This window comes from Halopseudomonas pachastrellae, from assembly GCF_900114765.1.
GTDB lineage: Bacteria > Pseudomonadota > Gammaproteobacteria > Pseudomonadales > Pseudomonadaceae > Halopseudomonas > Halopseudomonas pachastrellae.
Genome location: NZ_FOUD01000008.1, coordinates 33781 through 52795, shown reverse-complemented (window position 1 = coordinate 52795; position 19015 = coordinate 33781). Strand labels below are relative to the sequence as shown.

General features: G+C 62.5%; 16 protein-coding genes. 7 read left to right on the top strand and 9 right to left on the bottom strand.

Annotated features, from left to right (window positions below; translation table 11 throughout):
- Positions 1 to 52 precede the first annotated feature (52 nt).
- The 4 genes from BM116_RS07775 to BM116_RS07760 form a co-directional block, all read right to left on the bottom strand.
- Positions 53 to 1186 carry an acyl-CoA dehydrogenase family protein gene (locus BM116_RS07775; protein ID WP_083723991.1) on the bottom strand — a complete coding sequence of 378 codons (1134 nt, stop codon included), beginning with the start codon at positions 1184 to 1186 and terminating at the stop codon, positions 53 to 55.
- A gap of 11 nt (positions 1187 to 1197) precedes the next feature.
- On the bottom strand, positions 1198 to 2394 hold the full coding sequence (locus BM116_RS07770) for an acyl-CoA dehydrogenase family protein (protein WP_083723993.1): 1197 nt from the start codon (positions 2392 to 2394) through the stop codon (positions 1198 to 1200).
- A 64-nt stretch (positions 2395 to 2458) separates the two neighbouring features.
- Entirely contained in the window at positions 2459 to 4552 is a 2094-nt protein-coding gene (locus tag BM116_RS07765) for a 3-hydroxyacyl-CoA dehydrogenase NAD-binding domain-containing protein (RefSeq protein WP_083723995.1), read from the bottom strand.
- 383 nt (positions 4553 to 4935) lie between these two features.
- Complete coding sequence (locus BM116_RS07760; protein ID WP_083724092.1) at positions 4936 to 5730, bottom strand: IclR family transcriptional regulator; 795 nt, start codon at positions 5728 to 5730, stop codon at positions 4936 to 4938.
- Between the two features lie 259 nt (positions 5731 to 5989).
- On the opposite strand from BM116_RS07760, the gene BM116_RS07755 reads away from it, so the two are divergent.
- Both BM116_RS07755 and BM116_RS07750 read left to right on the top strand, forming a co-directional pair.
- The gene (locus tag BM116_RS07755; RefSeq protein WP_083723997.1) at positions 5990 to 7615 is read left to right on the top strand and encodes an AMP-binding protein; all 1626 of its coding nucleotides are present in this window, start codon (positions 5990 to 5992) and stop codon (positions 7613 to 7615) included.
- Positions 7612 to 8280 carry a crotonase/enoyl-CoA hydratase family protein gene (locus BM116_RS07750; protein WP_083723999.1) on the top strand — a complete coding sequence of 223 codons (669 nt, stop codon included), beginning with the start codon at positions 7612 to 7614 and terminating at the stop codon, positions 8278 to 8280. The genes BM116_RS07755 and BM116_RS07750 overlap by 4 nt, the downstream gene beginning before the upstream one ends.
- 160 nt (positions 8281 to 8440) lie before the next feature.
- On the opposite strand, the gene BM116_RS07745 is transcribed toward BM116_RS07750, so the two are convergent.
- From BM116_RS07745 to BM116_RS07725, 5 genes are all read right to left on the bottom strand, one after another.
- Complete coding sequence (locus BM116_RS07745; RefSeq protein ID WP_083724001.1) at positions 8441 to 9265, bottom strand: acyl-CoA thioesterase; 825 nt, start codon at positions 9263 to 9265, stop codon at positions 8441 to 8443.
- A 170-nt stretch (positions 9266 to 9435) separates the two neighbouring features.
- Positions 9436 to 9918 carry a YbhB/YbcL family Raf kinase inhibitor-like protein gene (locus BM116_RS07740; protein WP_083724003.1) on the bottom strand — a complete coding sequence of 161 codons (483 nt, stop codon included), beginning with the start codon at positions 9916 to 9918 and terminating at the stop codon, positions 9436 to 9438.
- A 65-nt stretch (positions 9919 to 9983) separates the two neighbouring features.
- Positions 9984 to 10280, bottom strand: a complete 297-nt coding sequence (locus tag BM116_RS07735) for a hypothetical protein (protein ID WP_083724005.1) — start codon at positions 10278 to 10280, stop codon at positions 9984 to 9986.
- Positions 10281 to 10495: 215 nt separating this feature from the next.
- Entirely contained in the window at positions 10496 to 11695 is a 1200-nt protein-coding gene (locus BM116_RS07730) for a 3-oxoadipyl-CoA thiolase (RefSeq protein ID WP_083724007.1), read from the bottom strand.
- Positions 11696 to 11699: 4 nt separating this feature from the next.
- A complete protein-coding gene (locus BM116_RS07725; RefSeq protein WP_083724009.1) occupies positions 11700 to 13214 on the bottom strand; it encodes a 3-hydroxyacyl-CoA dehydrogenase in 1515 nt (504 codons plus the stop codon).
- A gap of 238 nt (positions 13215 to 13452) precedes the next feature.
- On the opposite strand from BM116_RS07725, the gene BM116_RS07720 reads away from it, so the two are divergent.
- From BM116_RS07720 to BM116_RS07700, 5 genes are all read left to right on the top strand, one after another.
- Positions 13453 to 13881, top strand: a complete 429-nt coding sequence (locus BM116_RS07720) for a PaaI family thioesterase (protein WP_083724011.1) — start codon at positions 13453 to 13455, stop codon at positions 13879 to 13881.
- On the top strand, positions 13878 to 15224 hold the full coding sequence (locus BM116_RS07715) for a hypothetical protein (protein ID WP_083724013.1): 1347 nt from the start codon (positions 13878 to 13880) through the stop codon (positions 15222 to 15224). Before BM116_RS07720 ends, BM116_RS07715 begins: the two co-directional genes overlap by 4 nt.
- A 1-nt stretch (position 15225) precedes the next feature.
- Positions 15226 to 16038, top strand: coding sequence for a bifunctional DNA-formamidopyrimidine glycosylase/DNA-(apurinic or apyrimidinic site) lyase (mutM, locus tag BM116_RS07710; RefSeq protein WP_083724015.1), 813 nt, complete (start codon positions 15226 to 15228; stop codon positions 16036 to 16038).
- A gap of 132 nt (positions 16039 to 16170) precedes the next feature.
- On the top strand, positions 16171 to 16503 hold the full coding sequence (locus BM116_RS07705) for a hypothetical protein (protein WP_083724017.1): 333 nt from the start codon (positions 16171 to 16173) through the stop codon (positions 16501 to 16503).
- A gap of 72 nt (positions 16504 to 16575) precedes the next feature.
- Positions 16576 to 18390, top strand: a complete 1815-nt coding sequence (locus BM116_RS07700) for a Na/Pi cotransporter family protein (RefSeq protein WP_083724019.1) — start codon at positions 16576 to 16578, stop codon at positions 18388 to 18390.
- Positions 18391 to 19015 lie beyond the last annotated feature (625 nt).

Sequence of the window (19015 nt, the reverse complement as noted above, 5' to 3'; positions counted from 1 at the left end):
AAAAATGCCGGGTTAGTGACCGATCGTCGCTAACCCGGCAGTCCGGAGGGGCTTATGCGGCGCCGAGTTGCGCTGCGTAGGCTTCCAGGTGGTGGTCGTCATCACCGAACTGGTGGCTGATCATGACCAGGCGCTTGGCGTAGTGAGCACCGTTGTACTCCCAGGTCATGGCGATACCGCCATGCAGCTGGATGCACTGTTCGGCAACGTAACGGCCAGCGCGGTTGACGATGAACTTGGCGGCGGCCAGCTTGGCACTGCGCTCGGCGCTGTCGGCATCGTCTGCCAGCGAGGCAGCCAGGATGGCCATGGAGGTAGCACGCTCCAGCTCGCTGATCATGTCGACCATACGGTGCTGCAGAACCTGGAACTTGCCGATCGGCACGCCGAACTGCTTGCGGGTCTTGAGGTAGTCCAGGGTCAGGTCGCAGGCAGTGCGCATGGCGCCAACGGCTTCTGCACACAGGGCAGCGATGGCGCGGCCGCTCTGGTAGCGGATGGCGTCGAACGCCTTGCCGGCTTCGCCCAGCAGCTCGCCCTGGGCGTTGTCCAGGAACAGCTCGCAGGCCTTGCGGCCGTCAACGGTGGCGTACACGCGGCGGGTTACGCCGGCAGCGTTCGGGTCAACCACGAACAGGCTGATGCCTTGCTCGTCACGGCTGTTGCCAGCGGTACGGGCAGAGACCAGGATCTTGCCGGCAGTCTGACCGCCGATCACAACACCCTTACGGCCGCTCAGGCTCCAGCTACCGCCTTGCTCGGTAGCAGTGGTGGTGACGTTGGCCAGGTCGTAGTGGCTGTTCAGCTCGTCCAATGCAACGGCGGCTTGCAGCTCACCGGTAGCAATGCCGCCCAGTAGCTCTTCTTTCTGCGCGTCGCTGCCCAGCTGGCCGATCAGGCCGCCAGCCAGAACCACGGACTCCATGTAGGGTTCCAGGCAGATGCCCTTGCCCAGTTGTTCCATGATCAGCATGGTTTCAACGCCGGTGCCACCGAAGCCGCCCAGTTCCTCAGAGAACGGAATGGCGGTCAGGCCCAGCTCACCCAGCTGCTGCCAGAAAGCGGTGCTGAAACCGGCTTCGCTGGCGCTGAATTTGCTGCGGCTTTCGAAATCGTAAACGTCGCGAACCAGGCGTTCAGCGGTTTCTTTGAGCATTTGCTGCTCTTCAGTCAGTTTGAAATCCACGGTCGGCCTCCTTAGAGCTCAAGAATCATTTTCGAGACGATGTTCTTCTGGATCTCGTTGGATCCACCGAAGATCGACAGTTTGCGCATGTTGAAGTACTGCGAGGCCGGGGTGGCCGCGTAGTCGTCAACCAGCATCTCGCCATCAAAGTCCAGTTCCATTTCTTCCGGCAGGAAGGGCAGGGCGTACGGGCCCAGTGCCTTGCGCATCAGGTGAGTGATGGCCTGGCGGATTTCAGTGCCCTGCACTTTCAGGATGGAGCTCTCGGAGCCCGGTACGCCGCCTTCGGAAGCCGCGGCAACGATACGCAGGGTGCTCATTTCAGCCGCCATCAGCGACATTTCGACTTCGGCGATCTGGCTGCGGAACAGGGCGTCTTCGAGCAGCGGCTTGCCGTTCTTCTGCTGCTTGGAGGCAATACGCTTGAGGTTGGTCAGTGCTGCTTTGGAGGCACCGATACCAGCCAGGCCGGTACGCTCGTGAGTCAGCAGGTACTTGGCGCAGGTCCAGCCCTTGTTCTCTTCGCCAACCAGGTTCTCGACCGGCACTTTCACGTCATCGAAGAAGACTTCGTTGACTTCGTGGTCGCCGTCCAGGGTGATGATCGGGCGAACGGTGATACCAGGGGTCGCCATGTCGATCAGCAGGAAGGAGATACCACGCTGCTGCTGAGCTTCGGGGTCGGTACGTACCAGACAGAAGATCCAGTTGGCGTGCTGGCCCAGCGTGGTCCAGGTTTTCTGACCGTTGACGATGTAGTGATCGCCATCGCGCACGGCGCGGGTCTTCAGCGACGCCAGGTCGGAACCGGCGCCCGGCTCGGAGTAACCCTGACACCACCAGTCGGTGCCGTCGAGGATGCGCGGCAGGTAAGTGGCTTTCTGTTCTTCGGTGCCGAACTTGATGATTACCGGAGCAACCATGTTGACGCCGAACGGTACCAGACGCGGTGCGCCGGCAGCGGCGGACTCTTCGTCAAAGATATGCTTCTCGATCGGGCCCCAGGTAGTGCCACCGTGCTCTACCGGCCAGCCCGGCGCGTACCAGCCGCGCTTGGACAGGATTTTCTGCCAGCGCTCGTGGTCAGCCTTGTGCAGGTGTTTGCCCAGTTTGACCTTCTGGGCGATGTCGGCAGGCAGCTCCTGCTTCAGGAATTCACGCACTTCATCACGGAAGGCGAGCTGTTCGGGAGAAAAATGGATTTCCATTGTGGTTCCTCGTTGTAATACGGGTATCCGACGGTCAGCCCGGGGGGCTGACCGTACTGATTCATCACAGGTCGGCGAACTTGCGCCCTTCCTTAGCAAGTTTTTCCAGCAGGGCGGCCGGTTTCCACCAGGCGCCGTGTTGCTCGTGGAATTCGCAGATGCGGGCGTATACGCGATCCAGGCCGACCGCGTCAGCATAGAACATCGGGCCACCCTGGTGGGCCGGGAAGCCGTAGCCGTTCAGGTAGATGACGTCGATATCGCTGGCGCGCTGGGCAATGCCTTCTTCCAGGATCTTGGCACCTTCGTTGATCAGGGCGTAGATGGTGCGCTCGATGATGTACTCATCGCTCAGTTCGCGGCGCTCAATGCCCTGTTCCTTCGAGGCGGCTTCCATGATGGCCGGCAGCTCGGGGTTCGGCAGCGGAGTGCGCGAGCCCTTCTCGTAAACGTAGAAGCCTTTGCCGGTCTTCTGACCCAGCAGGCCGGCTTCGGCCATCTTGTCCAGTACGACCGGCAGTTTGAACTCGGCCGGCAGGGTTTGACGCTGACGGGTACGGATAGCCAGGCCGATGTCCAGACCGGACAGGTCACGCATGGCGAACGGGCCCATGGCCAGACCGAACTTGCGCAGGGCGCCGTCGATCTGCTCCGGTGTGCCGCCTTCTTCCAGCAGGAATTCGGACTCGCGACCGTACTGGAACACCATGCGGTTACCGACAAAGCCGTCGCAGACGCCAACCGGCACCGAGACCTTCTTCAGTTTCTTGCCGATCGCCATGGCGGTGGCCAGCACGTCCTTGGCGGTTTTCTCGCCACGGACGACTTCCAGCAGACGCATGACGTTGGCCGGGCTGAAGAAGTGCAGACCAACGACGTCCTGCGGACGCTTGGTGAACTGAGCAATCGCGTTCAGATCCAGCGAGCTGGTGTTGGAGGCGAGGATAGCGCCCGGCTTGCAGTTGGCATCCAGTGCCTCGAACACCTTCTGCTTGACGCCCATGTCTTCGAACACGGCTTCGACAACAACGTCGACGTCGGACAGGTCGGCATAGTCGGTCACGCCGCTGATCAGGGTCATGCGCTGTTCCAGCGCGTCCTGGGTCAGGCTGCCGCGCTTGACGCTCATGCCGTAGGTGTCGCGGGCACGCTCAAGGGCCTTGTCGCGGGCCTCTGAGCTGATTTCCAGGATCTTGACCGGGATGCCGGCGTTGGCGAAGCAGATGGCAATGCCGACGCCCATGGTGCCGCCACCGATGACCGCAGCCGACTTGACGTCGCGTACCGGGGTGTCTTTGGGCAGGTCGTTGATCTTGGAGGCCTGACGCTCGGAGAAGAAAGCGTGGACCAGTGCGGCACGCTGCGGGGAAACCAGGCACTCGGCGAACAGTTCGCGCTCGCGCTTCAGGCCCTCTGCCAGCGGCAGGGCGAAGGCGGCTTCAACAGCGGAGACGCAGCGCTGGGGCGAGAACAGGCCCGGCATTTTCTTCTCGATTTCTGCGCGCTTGGCAGCAACGGCAGCGGCGTTGTCGACGCCATCGAGCTTGTCGGTGCGCTCACCGGTGCGGCGCGGGCCCTTGCCCTCGGCCAGCAGCTTTTCGGCAAAGGCGATACCGGCAGCGGTCAGGTCGCCTTCAACCAGCTCGTCGATTACACCTAGGTCGTGGGCTTCGACGGCACCGATCGGGTTGCCGCTGACGATCATGTCCAGAGCCTTGGCAACGCCAACCAGACGCGGCAGGCGCTGAGTGCCGCCAGCGCCCGGCAGCAGGCCGAGTTTGACTTCCGGCAGGCCGACCTTGGCGCTCTTGACGGCGATGCGGTAGTGGCAGCTGACGGCCACTTCCAGGCCACCGCCCAGTGCGGTGCCGTGGATGACAGCGACGCTCGGCTTGCTGCCGGCTTCGATGCCGTTGACCACGTCGGGCAGGCTCGGCTCTTTCGGCGGCTTGCCAAATTCCTTGATGTCCGCGCCGGCCATGAAGGTCATGCCTTCACAGACCAGTACGATCGCCTTTACGTCCGGATCGGCTTCTGCAGCCTTGAAGCTTTGCTGCAGACCTTCGCGCACAGCGATGCCCAGGGCATTGACCGGCGGGTTGTTCACGGTGACGACCGCGATGGCGCCTTTGCGCTCCAGAGTGACCACATCAGACATGCTCGATCTCCGTCTGTTTATTGGGTGTGTTTCACTACGCGAAATAGCGGAATCATGTTTCGCTAGGCAAAATACAAAAAATAAAACCGCTTGTCGATGCCTCGGGAAAAGGAAATGGGGGTTTATTAGTTAAGGTGATGAATCTGGCCTGCGCTAGCGCGGGCCAGATTCATCACAGCCGCAAGCCGCAAGCCGCAAGCCGCAAGCCGCAAGCCGCAAGCCGCAAGCCGCAAGCCGCAAGCCGCAAGCCGCAAGCTTCAAGCGAACCCCGAACTGAAGGAGACGCTGTTTCAGGCGGGCACAAAAAACCCGGCTCACAATAGGTCCGGGTTTTTCTTGCCGCTTGAAGCTTGAAGCTTGCAGCTTGTGGCTTGCCGCTGGGGTCAAACCCCCAGCCGCTCGATATCCCGTGCCAGCATGGCCAGCTGGTGGGCGAGCTGGTTTTTGACGCGTTCTTCAGAGACCAGATAGGACGGGGCGCCGCAGGTGAGGACCATCAGGCTGCCGTCTTGTAGGTGCAGAGGCACGCCGGCGGCGTTGACGTTGCGGTCCCAATCGCCAAGCGAGAGGCAGAAGCCCTGGTCCTGATATTCGGCGAAGCTGCGTTGCAGGGAGGCGTACAGTTCCGTCCAGGTGTCCGGATTGCGGGCCTTGATGGCGTCGAGCAGGTGGCTGCGCTCGTCTTCCTTCATGGCAGCCAGATAGGCCCGGCCGGCAGCGGTGGTGGCCAGCGGCAGGCGCTCACCCACGTCCATGCGCAGGGAGGTGGATTCCGACGGGCGGCAGTTCTCGACGTAGATCATCGACAGGCGGTCACGGCAGGTCAGGCCAACCGAGGTATTGGTGTTGCGCGCAAATTCATCAAGGTAGGGCTTGGCCAGTTGGCGCACCCGCAAGTTGGAGACATAGGCGTAACCCAGCGCCAGTACGCCCGAGTCAAGCTGGTACTTTTCCAGCTGAGTGGAGTAGCTCAGGTAGCCCAGCTTGGTCAGCGTGTAGGTCATGCGCGAGACCGTTGGCTTGGGCAGGCCGGTGATGCGGGCGATATCCTGGTTGCCCATGACCACTGATCCCTGGCTGAAGGCGCGCAATACGTCCAGTCCGCGCGACAGCGCTTCTACGAACTTGCGGTCCTTGGCAGGGGCGTCCTTTACTGTGGTTTCCAGCTCATCTTTCATCGGGTTGCGTACCTTGTGGCGCATCAGAGGATGCGACCGAATGTAATGTGGTGCTTTTCAGTTCGCTGCTGTCGCTAACGCGCGGAAAGATACCATGATCAATCCCCGCACAGTGACACACTGATACTCTGTATCTGTTTTGTTAATCGTGGCAGTGTCAGGTGTCTCGATCATTGCACAGCCAGCCTTTAATAGACTAGCATCTTTTTGGTATTTCGTTTCGCAGTGCAAAACAATAGTTCAAAAACAAGAGGCTGAGATGTCTACACCTGAGCACTATGCCGTCAGTGCGCAACTGGCAGAACTGGGTCACACCACGATCTTCGATATCCTGGAGCAGTCCTGCAGCCGCTATGGCGACAGCCCGGCATTTTCCTGCGGTGCCGACACTCTGACCTTTAACCAGCTGCGCGGACGGGCCGACGCCTTTGCGCGCTACCTGCGCCAGCATGCTGGTTTGCAACCGGGCGACCGGCTGGCCATTCAGCTGCCCAACCTGCTGCAGTACACCATCGCCATTTTCGGCGCCCTGCGTGCCGGACTGGTGATCGTCAACACCAACCCCCAGTACACCTATCATGAAACCCGCCACCAGTTTGCCGACTCCGGTGCCCGCGCCGTGGTGGTGCTCGACAAGCTGGTTCCGCTGGTGCGCAAGACGCAAGGTGCTACCGAGATCGAGACGCTGATCGTCACCAGCATGGATGACTACAGCAATCCGCAGTTCGACAGCAGCGAGTCGGACGAGGTGCGCTTTATGCAAGCACTGCGCCTGGGTGATGAGCTGCCGGCCATCGAGACCGAGCGCGGCCTCGACGATTTGGCACTGCTGCAATACACCGGCGGTACCACCGGCGTATCCAAGGGCGCGATGCTGACCCACCGCAACATCCTCTGTAATGTGCTGCAGGCGGTGAGCATCCTGAAGGAAGGCGACGTGAACTACGGCGGCGAAGTGCGGGTTTCACCGCTGCCGCTGTACCATATCTTTGCCTTTACGGCGAACTGCATCGCCTCCGTGTTTACCGGCTTCCACACCATTCTGATCACCAACCCGCGTGATCTGGACGGGCTGATTGCCGACCTCAAGCGCCACCCCTTTACTCTGCTGACGGGTATCAATTCACTGTTCGTGTCGCTGATGAACCACCCTGAATTCGACAACGTCGATTTCAGTCGCCTGAAGTGGGTCAACTCCGGTGGCGCGCCGCTGAACACCGAGATTGCCCGTCGCTGGCAGGAGCGGACCGGCAGTGTGGTGCGTGAAGGTTACGGTCTGACCGAGACCTCGCCGGTGGTGGTTGCCTCTACCTCCAAGACGCCTCATAAGGAAGGGTTCATCGGTAAACCGGTGATCGATACCTGGGTCAAGACTGTGGACGACGACGGCAATGAGACGCCGCGCGGCGAGCCGGGCGAGGTGCTGATCAAGGGCCCGCAGGTGATGCAGGGCTACTGGCACCGTCCGGATGAAACCGCAGCGACGTTCTCTGACGATGGCTGGCTGAAAACCGGTGATGTGGGCGTGCTCGATCAGGAAGGCTTTCTCAAACTGGTCGACCGCAAGAAGGACATGATTCTGGTCTCCGGTTTCAACGTCTACCCCAACGATGTCGAAGATGCCGTCATGCGCCACGCCGGTATCCGCGAGTGTGTCGCCGTGGGTGTGCCGGATGAGCGCACTGGCGAGGCGATCAAGATCTTCGTTAGCCTCAACGATGCAGCGCTGGACGAGGCGGCAATTATTGCCCACTGCCGTGAGAACCTGACCGGTTACAAGGTGCCCAAGCACGTTGAGATTCGCGACGACCTGCCCAAGTCGACCGTGGGCAAACTGCTGCGTCGCGTGTTGCGCGACGAAGCGCGCGGTGAGGCCAAGGCGTGAGCGCGCCGCTGCAGTTCAGCCTGCAGGGTGGTGTCGCCGAGATCCTGCTCGATGACGGCAAGGTCAACGCGCTGTCGGAAAACATGCTCGAGCAACTGCTGGCCGCAATCGCCAAGGCGGCCGAGACTGATGCGGCGCTGTTGATCAGCGGCCGCCCCGGTATCTTCAGTGGCGGGTACGACCGTAAGCTGATCGACGCCGGCGGCCCGGCCTGCGATGCCATGCGCGCAGCTGGCGACAGGCTGACCCTGGCGCTGCTCGACTATCCCGCGCCGCTGGTCATTGCCGCGACCGGCCACGCGATGGCCAAGGCGGCGTTTATGCTGTTGCTGGCTGACTACCGCCTGGGGGCTGAAGGTGATTACCGCGTGTCGCTGAACGAGGTGGCTATCGGCATGACCATGCCGGACGGCGCCGTGTTGCAGGCGCGTGCGCGTCTGTCGCCGCAATGGCTGAATCGCTGCGTGTTGCAGGCAGAAGTCTTTGCCTCGGCCGGCGCGCTGGAGGCTGGGTTCTTCGACGAACTGCAGCCGGCCGAGCAACTGCTTGAGCGCGCCCGCGCCAAGACCCGTCAGTTGGCCGGGCTGGACCGCCGGGCCTATCGTGAGACGCGCGCGCTGCTTAATGCGCCGCTGCGTGAGGCGTTTACTGCGCTGCAGGGGTGACTGGAGGCCCGACTTCCAGCTCGGCCATGGCGCTGCACAGTACCTTCACGGGCTGACTAGACGATGAGCCTCGGGTTTTTGGGTGGGCCGAGTTCCAACTCGGCCTTAGTTTTGCAGGCTGACCCGTTGGTCGAGCAGATGCTCCACCTTTCCTTTCTATTTATTCCTTGAAGTACGCGACCTGCGTGGTGGTCAGCAGCAGCTGGCCGTCATCACTCCACAGGTGTGCGACCTGATCCGAGTAGTTGTTGTGCATGCGCGTTGCACGGGCGTGGCCGAGCACGTGGCGATCGCCTGCGCGCGCCAGTTGCTCGGTATCGGCGTGGAAGTAGTGGGTCAGTGACACCGTGCCCGCGGGGGTGAAGCGCTGGCGGCGGTGGAAGATGCGCGGGGCGAAGACGTCGCCCAGTGCCGTCAGCGAGGCAAAGTCGAGTGGCCGGGCGGGGTGGTCGCGGGTCCATAGCAGGGTCTCGCTGTCGGCATCCTCAATGGTGTCAGATCGGCTGGGGTCGAACAGGCCGGACACGTAGCGGAAATCGTAATTGCGGAACCAGTTGCGCTCACTGCGTACCAGCTGCGGCAGGCTGTCTGCAGCCGGTGCCGTGGGCATCTCGTGCTGCTGCTCGGACCAGGTCTCACGGCGGGTGGCAAAGAAGGCGGTGCCGCTGGTGACGACCTCACCGCCTTGCTTTTGCAGCAACAGCCAGTGCTGGGTTGAGCGGTTGGTGCGCAGCGGGATGGCTTCCAGCTCGAAGGCGCCCAGCTGGACCGGGCCGGCAAAGTTCACGGTCAGCGAGACCGGCTCGCCAATGCGCTCCGGGTGCTGCAGCGCACCATTGAGCAGGGTGGCGGCGGTGACGCCGCCGAACGGGCCGACCATGTTCTGAAAGCTGTCGTCGACCTCGCCCCTGAACAGGTTGGTGCCGGCCGCGGTCAGGTTGATTGCGCGGTCAAAGGCGTGGCTGGTGGGGGCGGGTGTGGTCATCTGCAAATTCCGTTACGGCGGGAAAGGTATAAATATGATGGTCATAATAGTAGGCGATCAGACGGTTTTGCCATCAAGCTTGATGCCGTGAATCCGCCGTTATCGACCAGGCCGAATGCGCCTGGAAAAGACAAGGCGGCACTGCTGTCGAGTGCCGCCCGTAGAGCGCATCAACCGCGCTGGTAGGTGCCGATCAGGCGGTTCATTACAGTGGCGTGCGGCTCGATCTTTTCCAGCAGTTGCCACAGGGTCAGGCCGGCTGGCAGGTCCAGCTCAGCGTCCAGCGCAATGACCCAGAAATAGTACTTGTGCTGGCCGTGGCCTTCCGGCGGCAGCGGGCCGTTGTAACCGCTGTTGCCAAAGTTGTTCACGCCTTGGGTGTAGTCGGCGCAGCCTTCGGCCAGTTCGCTGACGCTGGCGGGAATGTTGTAAAGCACCCAATGCACAAAACCGTAGGTGCCGTTGGCGGAAATCAGCGGGGCATCCGGGTCGTGGCAGATGACGGCAAAGGACTTGGTGCCGGCCGGTGCGTTCTTCCAGCTCAGCGCGGGAGACACGTCGACATCATCGCCGGTGTGCTTGGCGGCGATGGCGCCGTTGTTGCCAAACGCGCTGCTGGTCAGTTCCAGGTCGTTGGAAAATGCGAATCCCATGGTGTTCTCCTTAGGTTATGAGCTGAAAACTACCTAGTATGCACCTGCCTGGCGACAGGCACGTGTCACTTGATCAGGGCGCTCAGCAGCCAGAGTCCGAGCAGTACCCAGACGATACCCAACACGATCTTGCGGCGGATAAAGGCGCGTACGCCGGTGTAGATAAGAAACAGGCCGAGAATGACGGCGGCGATGCTCAGCAGATTGCTGTTGACCCCCAACGCGCGGGCAAACCCGTTGATAAAATCGGAGCTGGCGTTGCTCAGCAGGGTGAACAGCCAGATCAGGCTGTCGATGACGACACGGACCACGGTACCAATGGCCGAGCCGAGCCATTCAAAGGGGCTGGAGTTGAGCTGCATGCAAGGGTCGCTGAAAGAAAGTGGAGGCGCTACCTTAGCAAAAAAGGCGCTGGAGGCTGTAGCTGGAAGTGATCAGCTTGAAGCAGTCCGAGCTGTGTCGGACTGCTTTTCTTGGTCGCCCAACGCTGACGGTCTTCGGCGCCGATCCACGCTGTTTTGGCTTCCAGCTTCCAGCTTCCAGCTTCCAGCTTCCAGCTTCCAGCTGCGTGAGCGCGTTAAACGCGCTCGATCACCGCTGCTACACCCTGACCCAGGCCGATGCACAGGCTGACCAGCGCGTAGCGCTTGCCGGTGCCCTCAAGTTGGCGCAGGGCGGTCAGGGCCAGGCGAGCGCCGGAGGCGCCCAGCGGGTGGCCGACAGCGATGGCGCCGCCGTTCGGGTTCAGGCGCGGATCGTCAAAGGCGATGCCCAGTTGCTTGGCGCAGCCCAGAACCTGCGAGGCGAAAGCCTCGTTGATTTCGATCACATCCATGTCGTCCAGGCTCAGGCCGGCGCGGCTCAGGGCTTTTTTGCAGGCTTCAACCGGGCCCAGGCCCATGACACGCGGGGCGACACCGGAGACGGCGCCGGCGAGGATGCGTGCGCGCGGCCTGATGCCGTACTTCTGGCCAATCGCTTCGCTGCCGATGATCAGCGCAGCCGCGCCGTCGTTGACGCCGGAGGCGTTGCCGGCGGTGACCACGCCACCTTCAAACAGTGGACGCAGACCGGACAGGGCGGCCAGGTCGCTGCTCGGACGCGGGTGTTCGTCCTGATCGACCACCTTGGCCGGCTTCTTGCGGCCCTGAGAGACTTCAATCGGGTGGATTTCTTCAGCGAAGAAGCCGTCGGCACGGGCCTTTTCGTACAGCGCCTGGCTGCGTGCGGCGTAGGTGTCGGCTTCTTCGCGGGTGATACCCAGGTCGGCAGCAACGTTGTCGGCGGTTTGCGGCATGGTGTCATCGCCGAACTGCTTCTCCACCTTGGGGTTCGGGAAGCGCGCACCGATGGTGCTGTCGAAGGCGCGGAAGTCGCGGCTGTAGGCACTTTCGCTCTTGGCGATAACGAAGGGCGCGCGGCTCATGCTTTCCACGCCACCGGCAACGAACAGGTCGCCTTCACCGGCTTTGACTGCACGAGCGGCGTCGAGGATGGCCGCCAGGCCGGAGCCGCACAGACGGTTGACGGTAACACCGGCCACGTCCTGCGGCAGGCCGGACATCAGCCCAGCGTGGCGAGCAACGTTGCGCGCGTCTTCACCGGCCTGGTTGGTGTTGCCCATGACCACGTCTTCGTAATCCGCACCGTCGAAGGGGTTGCGGGTAACGACGGCGCGAATCACCTCGGCCAGCAGGTCATCGGGGCGCACGCTGGCGATGGCGCCGGCGTGGCGGCCGAAGGGGGTGCGCAAACCATCATAGATGTAGGCAGTCATGCTCTTACTCCTGGAAGTCGGGTGTAGTCAAAGGCAGTTCCAGCTGCACGCGGCGACGCAGCCAGGGGCTGGGGCGGTAGCGCGGCTCGCCGTAAACGGCCTGAATATTGTTGAGAACAGCGAGAATGTTGGCTTTGCCATAGTGCTCACCGAAGGCCAGCGGGCCTTTCGGATAGCCCAGTGCCAGTTGAATGGCGCGATCCAGCGTTTGCGGTGCGGTGATGCCTTTCTGCACGATTTCGCAACCCAGGTTGACGACGCTGGCGATCAGGCGCTGGATGACAAAGCCGGCTGAATCGTTGATGACCTCCACTGGCACGCCATCGGCGCTCAGGGCCTGGCGCGCCTGGGCGACGACGTTGGCGCTGGCGGCAGGCTGGCGCATCAGGGTGCGGCGTTTGTCCCAGTTGGCGAAGCTGTCCAGTGCCAGCGTGCGATCTGCCGGCAGACCCAGCTGAGTCAGGGCGGTGCTGCAGTCATCGCCCAGCGGGGTGATCAGGCAGATGGCGTCGTCCGATGGCTTGCTGGCGGTTTCCAATGTGGCGCCGGCCGTGGTCAAGACCTCTTCGACCTGGCTACGCAGTGCATCATCATCGGTCTCCAGCCAGAACGGGCGGTTGATCAGCACGGTTTCTGGCTGCTGCTCGGGCTGCTCGATCTTCTGGCCGTCTTCGTAACGGTAGAAGCCCTGGCCGGTCTTGCGACCCAGCAGGCCGGCAGCAACGCGCTGGGCGGCGATGAACGATGGGGTGTAGCGCGGGTCGTGGTAGAACTGCTCGTAGACCGACTCCATCACCGCGTGGGAGACGTCCAGGCCAGTCAGATCGAACAGCTCGAACGGCCCCATGCGAAAGCCTGGGCCGTCCCGCAGGATGCGGTCGATCTGTTGCACGCTGGCAACGCCTTCGCTGAGCATGCGCAGCGCTTCGGTGCCAAAGGCACGACCGGCGTGGTTGACCAGGAAGCCGGGGGTGTCGGGCGTGATGGCCGGGAAGTGCCCTGCTTGCTCTGCCAGCGCCACCAGTGCCTGTACGTGGCGCTCATCGGTGCGCTCGCCGCGTACGACTTCGACGATCTTCATCAGCGGAACGGGGTTGAAGAAGTGGAAGCCGGCAACCCGCTCAGGGTGCTTGGCGGTGCTGGCGATGCGGGTGACCGACAGCGAGGAGGTGTTGGTAGCCAGTACGCAGTCTTCGCTGACAATGGCTTCGAGGTCGGCAAACAGCTTCTGTTTGACGTCCAGCAGCTCGACGATGGCTTCAATCACCAGGTCGCAGTCTTTGAGCTGTTCCAGCGTTTGCGCCGGTTGCATGCGGGCGATGGTTGCTGCCAATTCGGCTTCGGTCATCTTGCCCTTGGCCTGCGCCCGTTGCAGCAGGTTGCGGTTGAAGGCCAGAGCATCGTCGATGGCTTCTGCACGGGTATCGAACAGCAGAACCTGCTGACCACTGCTGGCGAACAGTTGCGCGATGCCGCGCCCCATGGCCCCGGCGCCGATGACGCCAATCCGCTTGAACATGCTTTGCCTCCTGAAGTACGCTCATTGTTCCGCATGGCGAAACGGTATTTCGTTTAAAGTGCAGCGAGATTAAATCTTGCGCAGTAGGAGTGCAAGTTTGGCGACAGTCTGCGCGCCCTTTGCCGTGGCATACTCGTCGACTCCAAACTGGTCGTATTTTGCGCCGCGCAGGCCGCCAAACCGGGGCTTCTCGTCCAGCCGGCCAGATCGAGTGTAGTGAATAAAAGGTGACTCACCCGTGAATCAGGATCAACGTCAGGCTATTGCCAGTACCGTAACCGGCTTTTTTCAGGAGCTGGGCGCCCAGCTGGAGGAGTACTCGGAGGGGCGTGCCGTAGTCGGCCTGACTCTGACCGAGAAGCACATGAATAACGCCAGCTCCCTGCACGGTGGTGTCACCGCCAGCCTGCTGGACATCGCCATGGGCTTGTGCGGCACCTGGGTGGCCTCACCGCAGGAGCGTCGTGTTGCCATTACCCTGTCGTTGAACACCAACTTCACCTCGACCGCGCCGGTCGGTACCCATGTGCGCGCCGTGGCCACCTGCCGCAACGCGGGTCACAAGATCTTCATGGCCAGCTGTGATCTGCTGGACGAGAACGACAAGCTGATTGGTTTTGGTGAGGGTGTATTCAAGAAGGGCGCCTACCGCAAGGACCTGCCGTGACCCCTGCCTGGCTGCTACCCCTTGGGGTGGTGCTGGAGCTGGCCGCCCTGCTTGCTCATCTGCCGCCGCTCAGCTGGGCAGCGGCGCTGGCCTTCAGTGTCTACTTTCTGCTGTATTTTCGGCGCCTCAACCCGTATCCGCGCTGGCTGGGTATCGTCACCCTGGTGGTGCTTGCGGCAGCGGTATGGTTTGCCCGCCCCGAGGCGAGCCTGTGGCCAAAGCTGGCCAGCTCGGTGGCCTATTACACCAGCTTTCTCGGCGCGCTCGGGCTGATGCAGTTACTGGCGCAGCGCCTGCCGCAGCTGCGCGAGCTGCATAAGGCGCTGCTGTCCGGCTCCAAGGTGGTTTTGTATCCGCGTTATGTGCTGGCGGCGGGTAGCATCGGCTCGATTCTCAACTTCGGCATGATGAACCTGCTCTGCGGCACCCTGACTGATCACCTCAAGCGCTATCCGCTCACCGACGAGCAGCGCCGCGCAGGCCTGCGCAGTGTGATGGTCACCACCCTGCGTGGTTTTGCGCTGGTGCCCCTGCTGGCGCCGACCAGTGTGACCATCGCAATCATCTCGCGCGAGATGCCCGAGCAGTCCTGGAGCACTATGGTGCCTTACGGTGCGGTGGCGGCGCTGATGATGATTGTGGTCGGCTGGCGTCGTGAAACCACCGGCCTGCTGGCGCTGCGTGACAACATTGGTGACACCAGCAAGGCCGACGGCATGCCGCAGCTGCTGATTGGTAGCCTGCTGGGGCTGGGCGCCATTGGTCTGCTGGCCTCGGTGACCGACCTCAGCGCCTCCCAGTCTGCGATGGTGCTGGTGCCGGCCGGGGTGATCAGCTACTTGCTGTGGCGTGAGCGCTCGCCGCGGACCGTGGTGGAGGAGGTGACCGGCAACATGGTCAGCATGCACAACGAGATGTTTATCTTTGGTTGTGCTGCGCTGCTCGGTGGGGTGTTGGGCGCGGTGGCGCCGCTGGAAGATATTGCCGCCTGGCTGGCGCAGGAGCCCAAATACAACGTGTTGCTGGCCATCGGCGCGCTGTTCAGCACTATTGTGCTGGCGGTGCTGGGGCTGGCGCCGATTGTGTCGTTATCGCTGACCGCCGGCCTGCTGGCGCAGTTGGCGCACCTGGGCGTGCCGATCATGACGCCGGCGGTGGGGCTGATGTGCGGCTTTTCGCTGGCCATGATCTTCTCGCCCTTTGGGCCCTCCACCCTTATTCTGTCGCGCTACAGTGGTGAAACACCCTATCGGGTGGCTTTCGGCTGGAACGGGCGCTTTGTCGCCAGTGTCATGCCGCTGCTGCTGTTGCTTATCTTTTTTACCTATTGGCAGCAAAGCTGAGATGCCTGAATTACCTGAAGTCGAAACCACCCGGCGCGGTATCGCGCCCCACCTGCAGGGCCAGCGGGTAAGCCGCCTGGTGGTACGTGAGCGGCGCCTGCGCTGGCCCATCCCGGAAGATTTGGCGATCCAGATCGAGGGGCAATGCTTTGACGCCATCGAGCGCCGGGCCAAGTACCTGTTGCTGCGCATCGGCGGTGGCACACTCATCGGCCATCTCGGAATGTCGGGCAGTCTGCGGTTGGTGCCGGCAGGCACGCCGGCGGGCAAGCATGATCATGTTGATATCGAGCTGGAGTCGGGTATGGCGCTGCGCTACACCGACCCGCGCCGCTTTGGCGCGCTGCTCTGGGCGCGGGCCGACGAGCCCCACGCGCTGCTGGGCAAGCTGGGACCGGAGCCGCTGTCGGCGGCCTTTGACGGCGAGCGGCTGTATCAGCTCTCGCGCGGCAAGAGCACGGCGGTCAAGCCGTTCATCATGGACAACGCGGTGGTGGTTGGCGTGGGTAATATCTATGCCAGTGAGGCGCTGTTTGCCGCCGGCATTGATCCGCGCCGCGAGGCCGGGCGTATCAGTCGGCAGCGCTATCTGCGCCTGGCCGAGGAGATCAAGCGTATTCTGGCCGCCGCCATCGAGCGCGGCGGCACCACGCTGCGGGACTTTGTAGGTGGTGATGGGCAGCCCGGCTACTTCAAGCAGGAGCTGTTCGTTTACGGCCGAGGCGGGCAGCTGTGTAAACAGTGCGGCACAACCCTCTCCGAGGTCCGTCTGGGGCAGCGCAGTTCGGTATTCTGTCGCAACTGTCAGCGCTGATAATCGGCATTTGCAGTCGGTGCGTTCCGTATTTGCCCGATTGTGCCTACAATGAAGCGGAGGCCATCGATCCAGAGGAATTGGGTCGGGCCACAAGAACCATGCCTTTCGGGCCACAACCAGGGATTAACTATGCGCCTGTTACGTCATTCCACCGCACTTATCGCCGGCCTGCTGATGAGCGCCAGCGTCATGGCTGCGGACTCCTATAACGATTATCACCAGGATGAGCCGGGCTACTTTGCCATGGTCGGTGATCTGGTCATCGCCCGCCCGCTGCTGCTGGGTGTGACGCTGGTTGGCGCTGGTGCCTTCCTGGTCAGCCTGCCGTTCAGTGCCATGGGCGGCAACGTTGGTGAGGCCGGCCACGAGCTGGTTATTCGTCCCGCAGAAGAAACCTTCGTACGTTGCCTGGGTTGCTCCCGCGCCGGCTATGGCCGCAAGCAGCAGGATGAAGCTCGCTGAGCTGCGGGTGCCGTGAGCCCCGATGGGGCTCGCCGGTGCAGGTACTGACCCTGTTGTAACGGAGGCGCTCGCATGAGTGAGCCCCGATCGCTGCCGGCACCGGCGGCGTTGCTGCGTCCGGCCGGGCTGCTGCTCGGCCTGGTCGTTGTGGTCCTGTTGTTTCTGCAACATCCCTCCCTTGCCCAGCTGTTTGCCGGCGTTGCGCTGTTTCTGTTGGGTATGCGCTACCTCGAAGACGGCTTTCGCGCCTTTACCGGCGGTGCGCTGGAGCGCTGGCTGGCAGCCAGTACCGACCGGCTCTGGAAGAGCCTGACCTTTGGTACCCTGAGTACCGCGCTGGTGCAGTCGAGTTCACTGATTACCCTGCTCAGTATTGCCTTTCTCAGTGCCGGGCTGATCAGCCTGACGGCCGGGATCGGCATCGTATTCGGGGCCAACCTCGGCACAACCACCGGGGCCTGGTTGATTGCCCTGGTGGGCCTAAAGCTGGATCTGGCGCAGGTCGGCATGCCGCTGCTGGTATTTGGCGTGGTGCTGGAGCGCAATCGTCAGGCGCGTTGGCGTGGTACCGGGCAGGTGCTGCTGGGTATCGGCCTGCTGTTTCTTGGCATTGATCAGATGAAGGCAGGCTTCGCCGGGCTGGATCAGGTGTTTGATCTGGCGGCGTATCAGGTTGAGGGCTGGCGCGGCATTGCGCTCTATGCCCTGCTGGGCACACTGGCGACGGTGCTGATGCAGTCCAGCCACGCGACCCTGATGATTACCCTGGCGGCACTGGCCAGCGGACAGCTGGATTACAGCAATGCCCTGGCGATGGCAGTGGGTGCCAACCTGGGGACCACGGTGACCGCGTTGATAGCGGCGCTGGGTGCCAACAACGCCGGCCGTCAGCTGGCGGCGGCGCATATCCTGTTCAACCTGCTGACCGCGCTGGTGGCGCTGGCTATTTTGCCGCTGCTGGCCACTCTGGTTGACCAGCTGGCTGACTGGCTGGGCATGCAGGCAACGGCCTACACCCTCAAGTTGGCGCTGTTTCACACCCTGTTTAACCTGCTTGGCCTGCTGCTGATGCTGCCGCTGGTGCCGGCGCTGGTGCGCTGGCTGCCGCGCTGGTTACCGGCCCCGGCACTGGCGTCCGGCGAGGACCTGGCCGAGCAACCGCGTTCCCACGCTCTGTATCTGGACGAGGCGGCGCGGCGCCATGCCGACACCGCGCTCAAGGTGCTGCAGCAGGAGCTGAGGCACCTGGCGGCTACCAGCCGTCAGGTGATTGCCTCGGCGCTGTATCTACCCGCCGAGTTCCGCCAGGACATGACCCGCGAACGCGCCCTGAGCGACCCTTTGTCGGTGCCGCCGCTGGCAGAGCGTGAAGATGCCGATGCGCTCTATCACCAGCACATCAAAGGTATTTACGCGGATATCGTCGACTTTCTCAGCCATCTGGACTGCGACCCCTTGCCCGAGCAGCAGCAGGCGCTGATGCAGTTGAACCTGGCTGCGCGGGATCTGGTGGAGGCGGTCAAGGCGGCCAAGCACCTGCAGACTAACCTGCGCAAACACGTCGACAGCGCCCGCCCGGCGATGCGCGAAGGTTACCGCCAGCTGCGTGAACAAGGGCGTTTGCTGCTTAGCGATCAGGCCCGGCGTGAGGCCGACGGCTTGTCTGCCGAGGCTGAACAGCAGCGCTCGGCGGCCTATGTGGACCAGCAGCAGTTGTTCCGCAGCCAGTTTGAGCAGCGCCTGAACCAGCAGCTACGCGCCGGTGAGCTGGACGGCTGGCAAGCCACCAGCTTGCTGAATGACCTGCACTACCTGCTGGAATCCAGCGCCAACCTGCGTGCCGCCCACGACGCCCTGAGCATTCCGGCGGATCTTGCTGAAAGGTGAGTTGACATGCCTCCTACTAATAGTCCGCTGCGCTGAGACACTTTGCTAAACGCTCGGATGGTGGGGTGTGCACGGAATTTAGTCCCGTTTACGCGGGCGAGTAGCGCAGGGCTGGCGGGAAAAAGAGCGGCAGCATGTCTGAGGAGCGTAGCGACGAGTTCTGCCGCTACCTCGCCGGCCACCCCCGTCAGGCCGAGCAACGCAGCGAACCCGAAGGGCCGCGTAGTCGGGTGCCCCGGGGGATTCAGGGAAGCGCTAATCCATTTCACATGCCCTCTGGCGTTCAGGCCAGTCCGCAATCAAGGCGTGGTTTCGAAGGCATGTCGGGACCTGTCGAGAAATCACAACGCAGAGTTCGGACTGGCCTGACCGCCCCGCAGGGCGAGCGCTCAAGCATGCATCTGACCGCGTTGCGCTGCTTGCCAATAGAACCACTATTGGCTGCCCATCGCGCCTTGTATCTGCATGCTTGAGCACTCGCAGAGGGCGTGTGAAATGGATTAGCGCTTCCCTTTGGGGGGCTGGGCAAGCAGCCCCCCTTGGCTCGCCGTAAAGGCGAAAGGCGGACTTAGCACCAGCACGATGCCGAAGATACTGGGTTGCAACAGGATGGGCTCGCAACGCA

What these genes read in the sequence shown, in the direction of transcription:
- BM116_RS07770 (WP_083723993.1), bottom strand. Translation starts at nt 2,394, where the DNA reads ATGGAAATCCATTTTTCTCCCGAACAGCTCGCCTTCCGTGATGAAGTG.
- BM116_RS07765 (WP_083723995.1), bottom strand. Translation starts at nt 4,552, where the DNA reads ATGTCTGATGTGGTCACTCTGGAGCGCAAAGGCGCCATCGCGGTCGTC.
- BM116_RS07760 (WP_083724092.1), bottom strand. Translation starts at nt 5,730, where the DNA reads ATGAAAGATGAGCTGGAAACCACAGTAAAGGACGCCCCTGCCAAGGAC.
- BM116_RS07755 (WP_083723997.1), top strand. Translation starts at nt 5,990, where the DNA reads ATGTCTACACCTGAGCACTATGCCGTCAGTGCGCAACTGGCAGAACTG.
- BM116_RS07745 (WP_083724001.1), bottom strand. Translation starts at nt 9,265, where the DNA reads ATGACCACACCCGCCCCCACCAGCCACGCCTTTGACCGCGCAATCAAC.
- BM116_RS07740 (WP_083724003.1), bottom strand. Translation starts at nt 9,918, where the DNA reads ATGGGATTCGCATTTTCCAACGACCTGGAACTGACCAGCAGCGCGTTT.
- BM116_RS07735 (WP_083724005.1), bottom strand. Translation starts at nt 10,280, where the DNA reads ATGCAGCTCAACTCCAGCCCCTTTGAATGGCTCGGCTCGGCCATTGGT.
- BM116_RS07730 (WP_083724007.1), bottom strand. Translation starts at nt 11,695, where the DNA reads ATGACTGCCTACATCTATGATGGTTTGCGCACCCCCTTCGGCCGCCAC.
- BM116_RS07725 (WP_083724009.1), bottom strand. Translation starts at nt 13,214, where the DNA reads ATGTTCAAGCGGATTGGCGTCATCGGCGCCGGGGCCATGGGGCGCGGC.
- mutM (WP_083724015.1), top strand. Translation starts at nt 15,226, where the DNA reads ATGCCTGAATTACCTGAAGTCGAAACCACCCGGCGCGGTATCGCGCCC.
- BM116_RS07705 (WP_083724017.1), top strand. Translation starts at nt 16,171, where the DNA reads ATGCGCCTGTTACGTCATTCCACCGCACTTATCGCCGGCCTGCTGATG.
- BM116_RS07700 (WP_083724019.1), top strand. Translation starts at nt 16,576, where the DNA reads ATGAGTGAGCCCCGATCGCTGCCGGCACCGGCGGCGTTGCTGCGTCCG.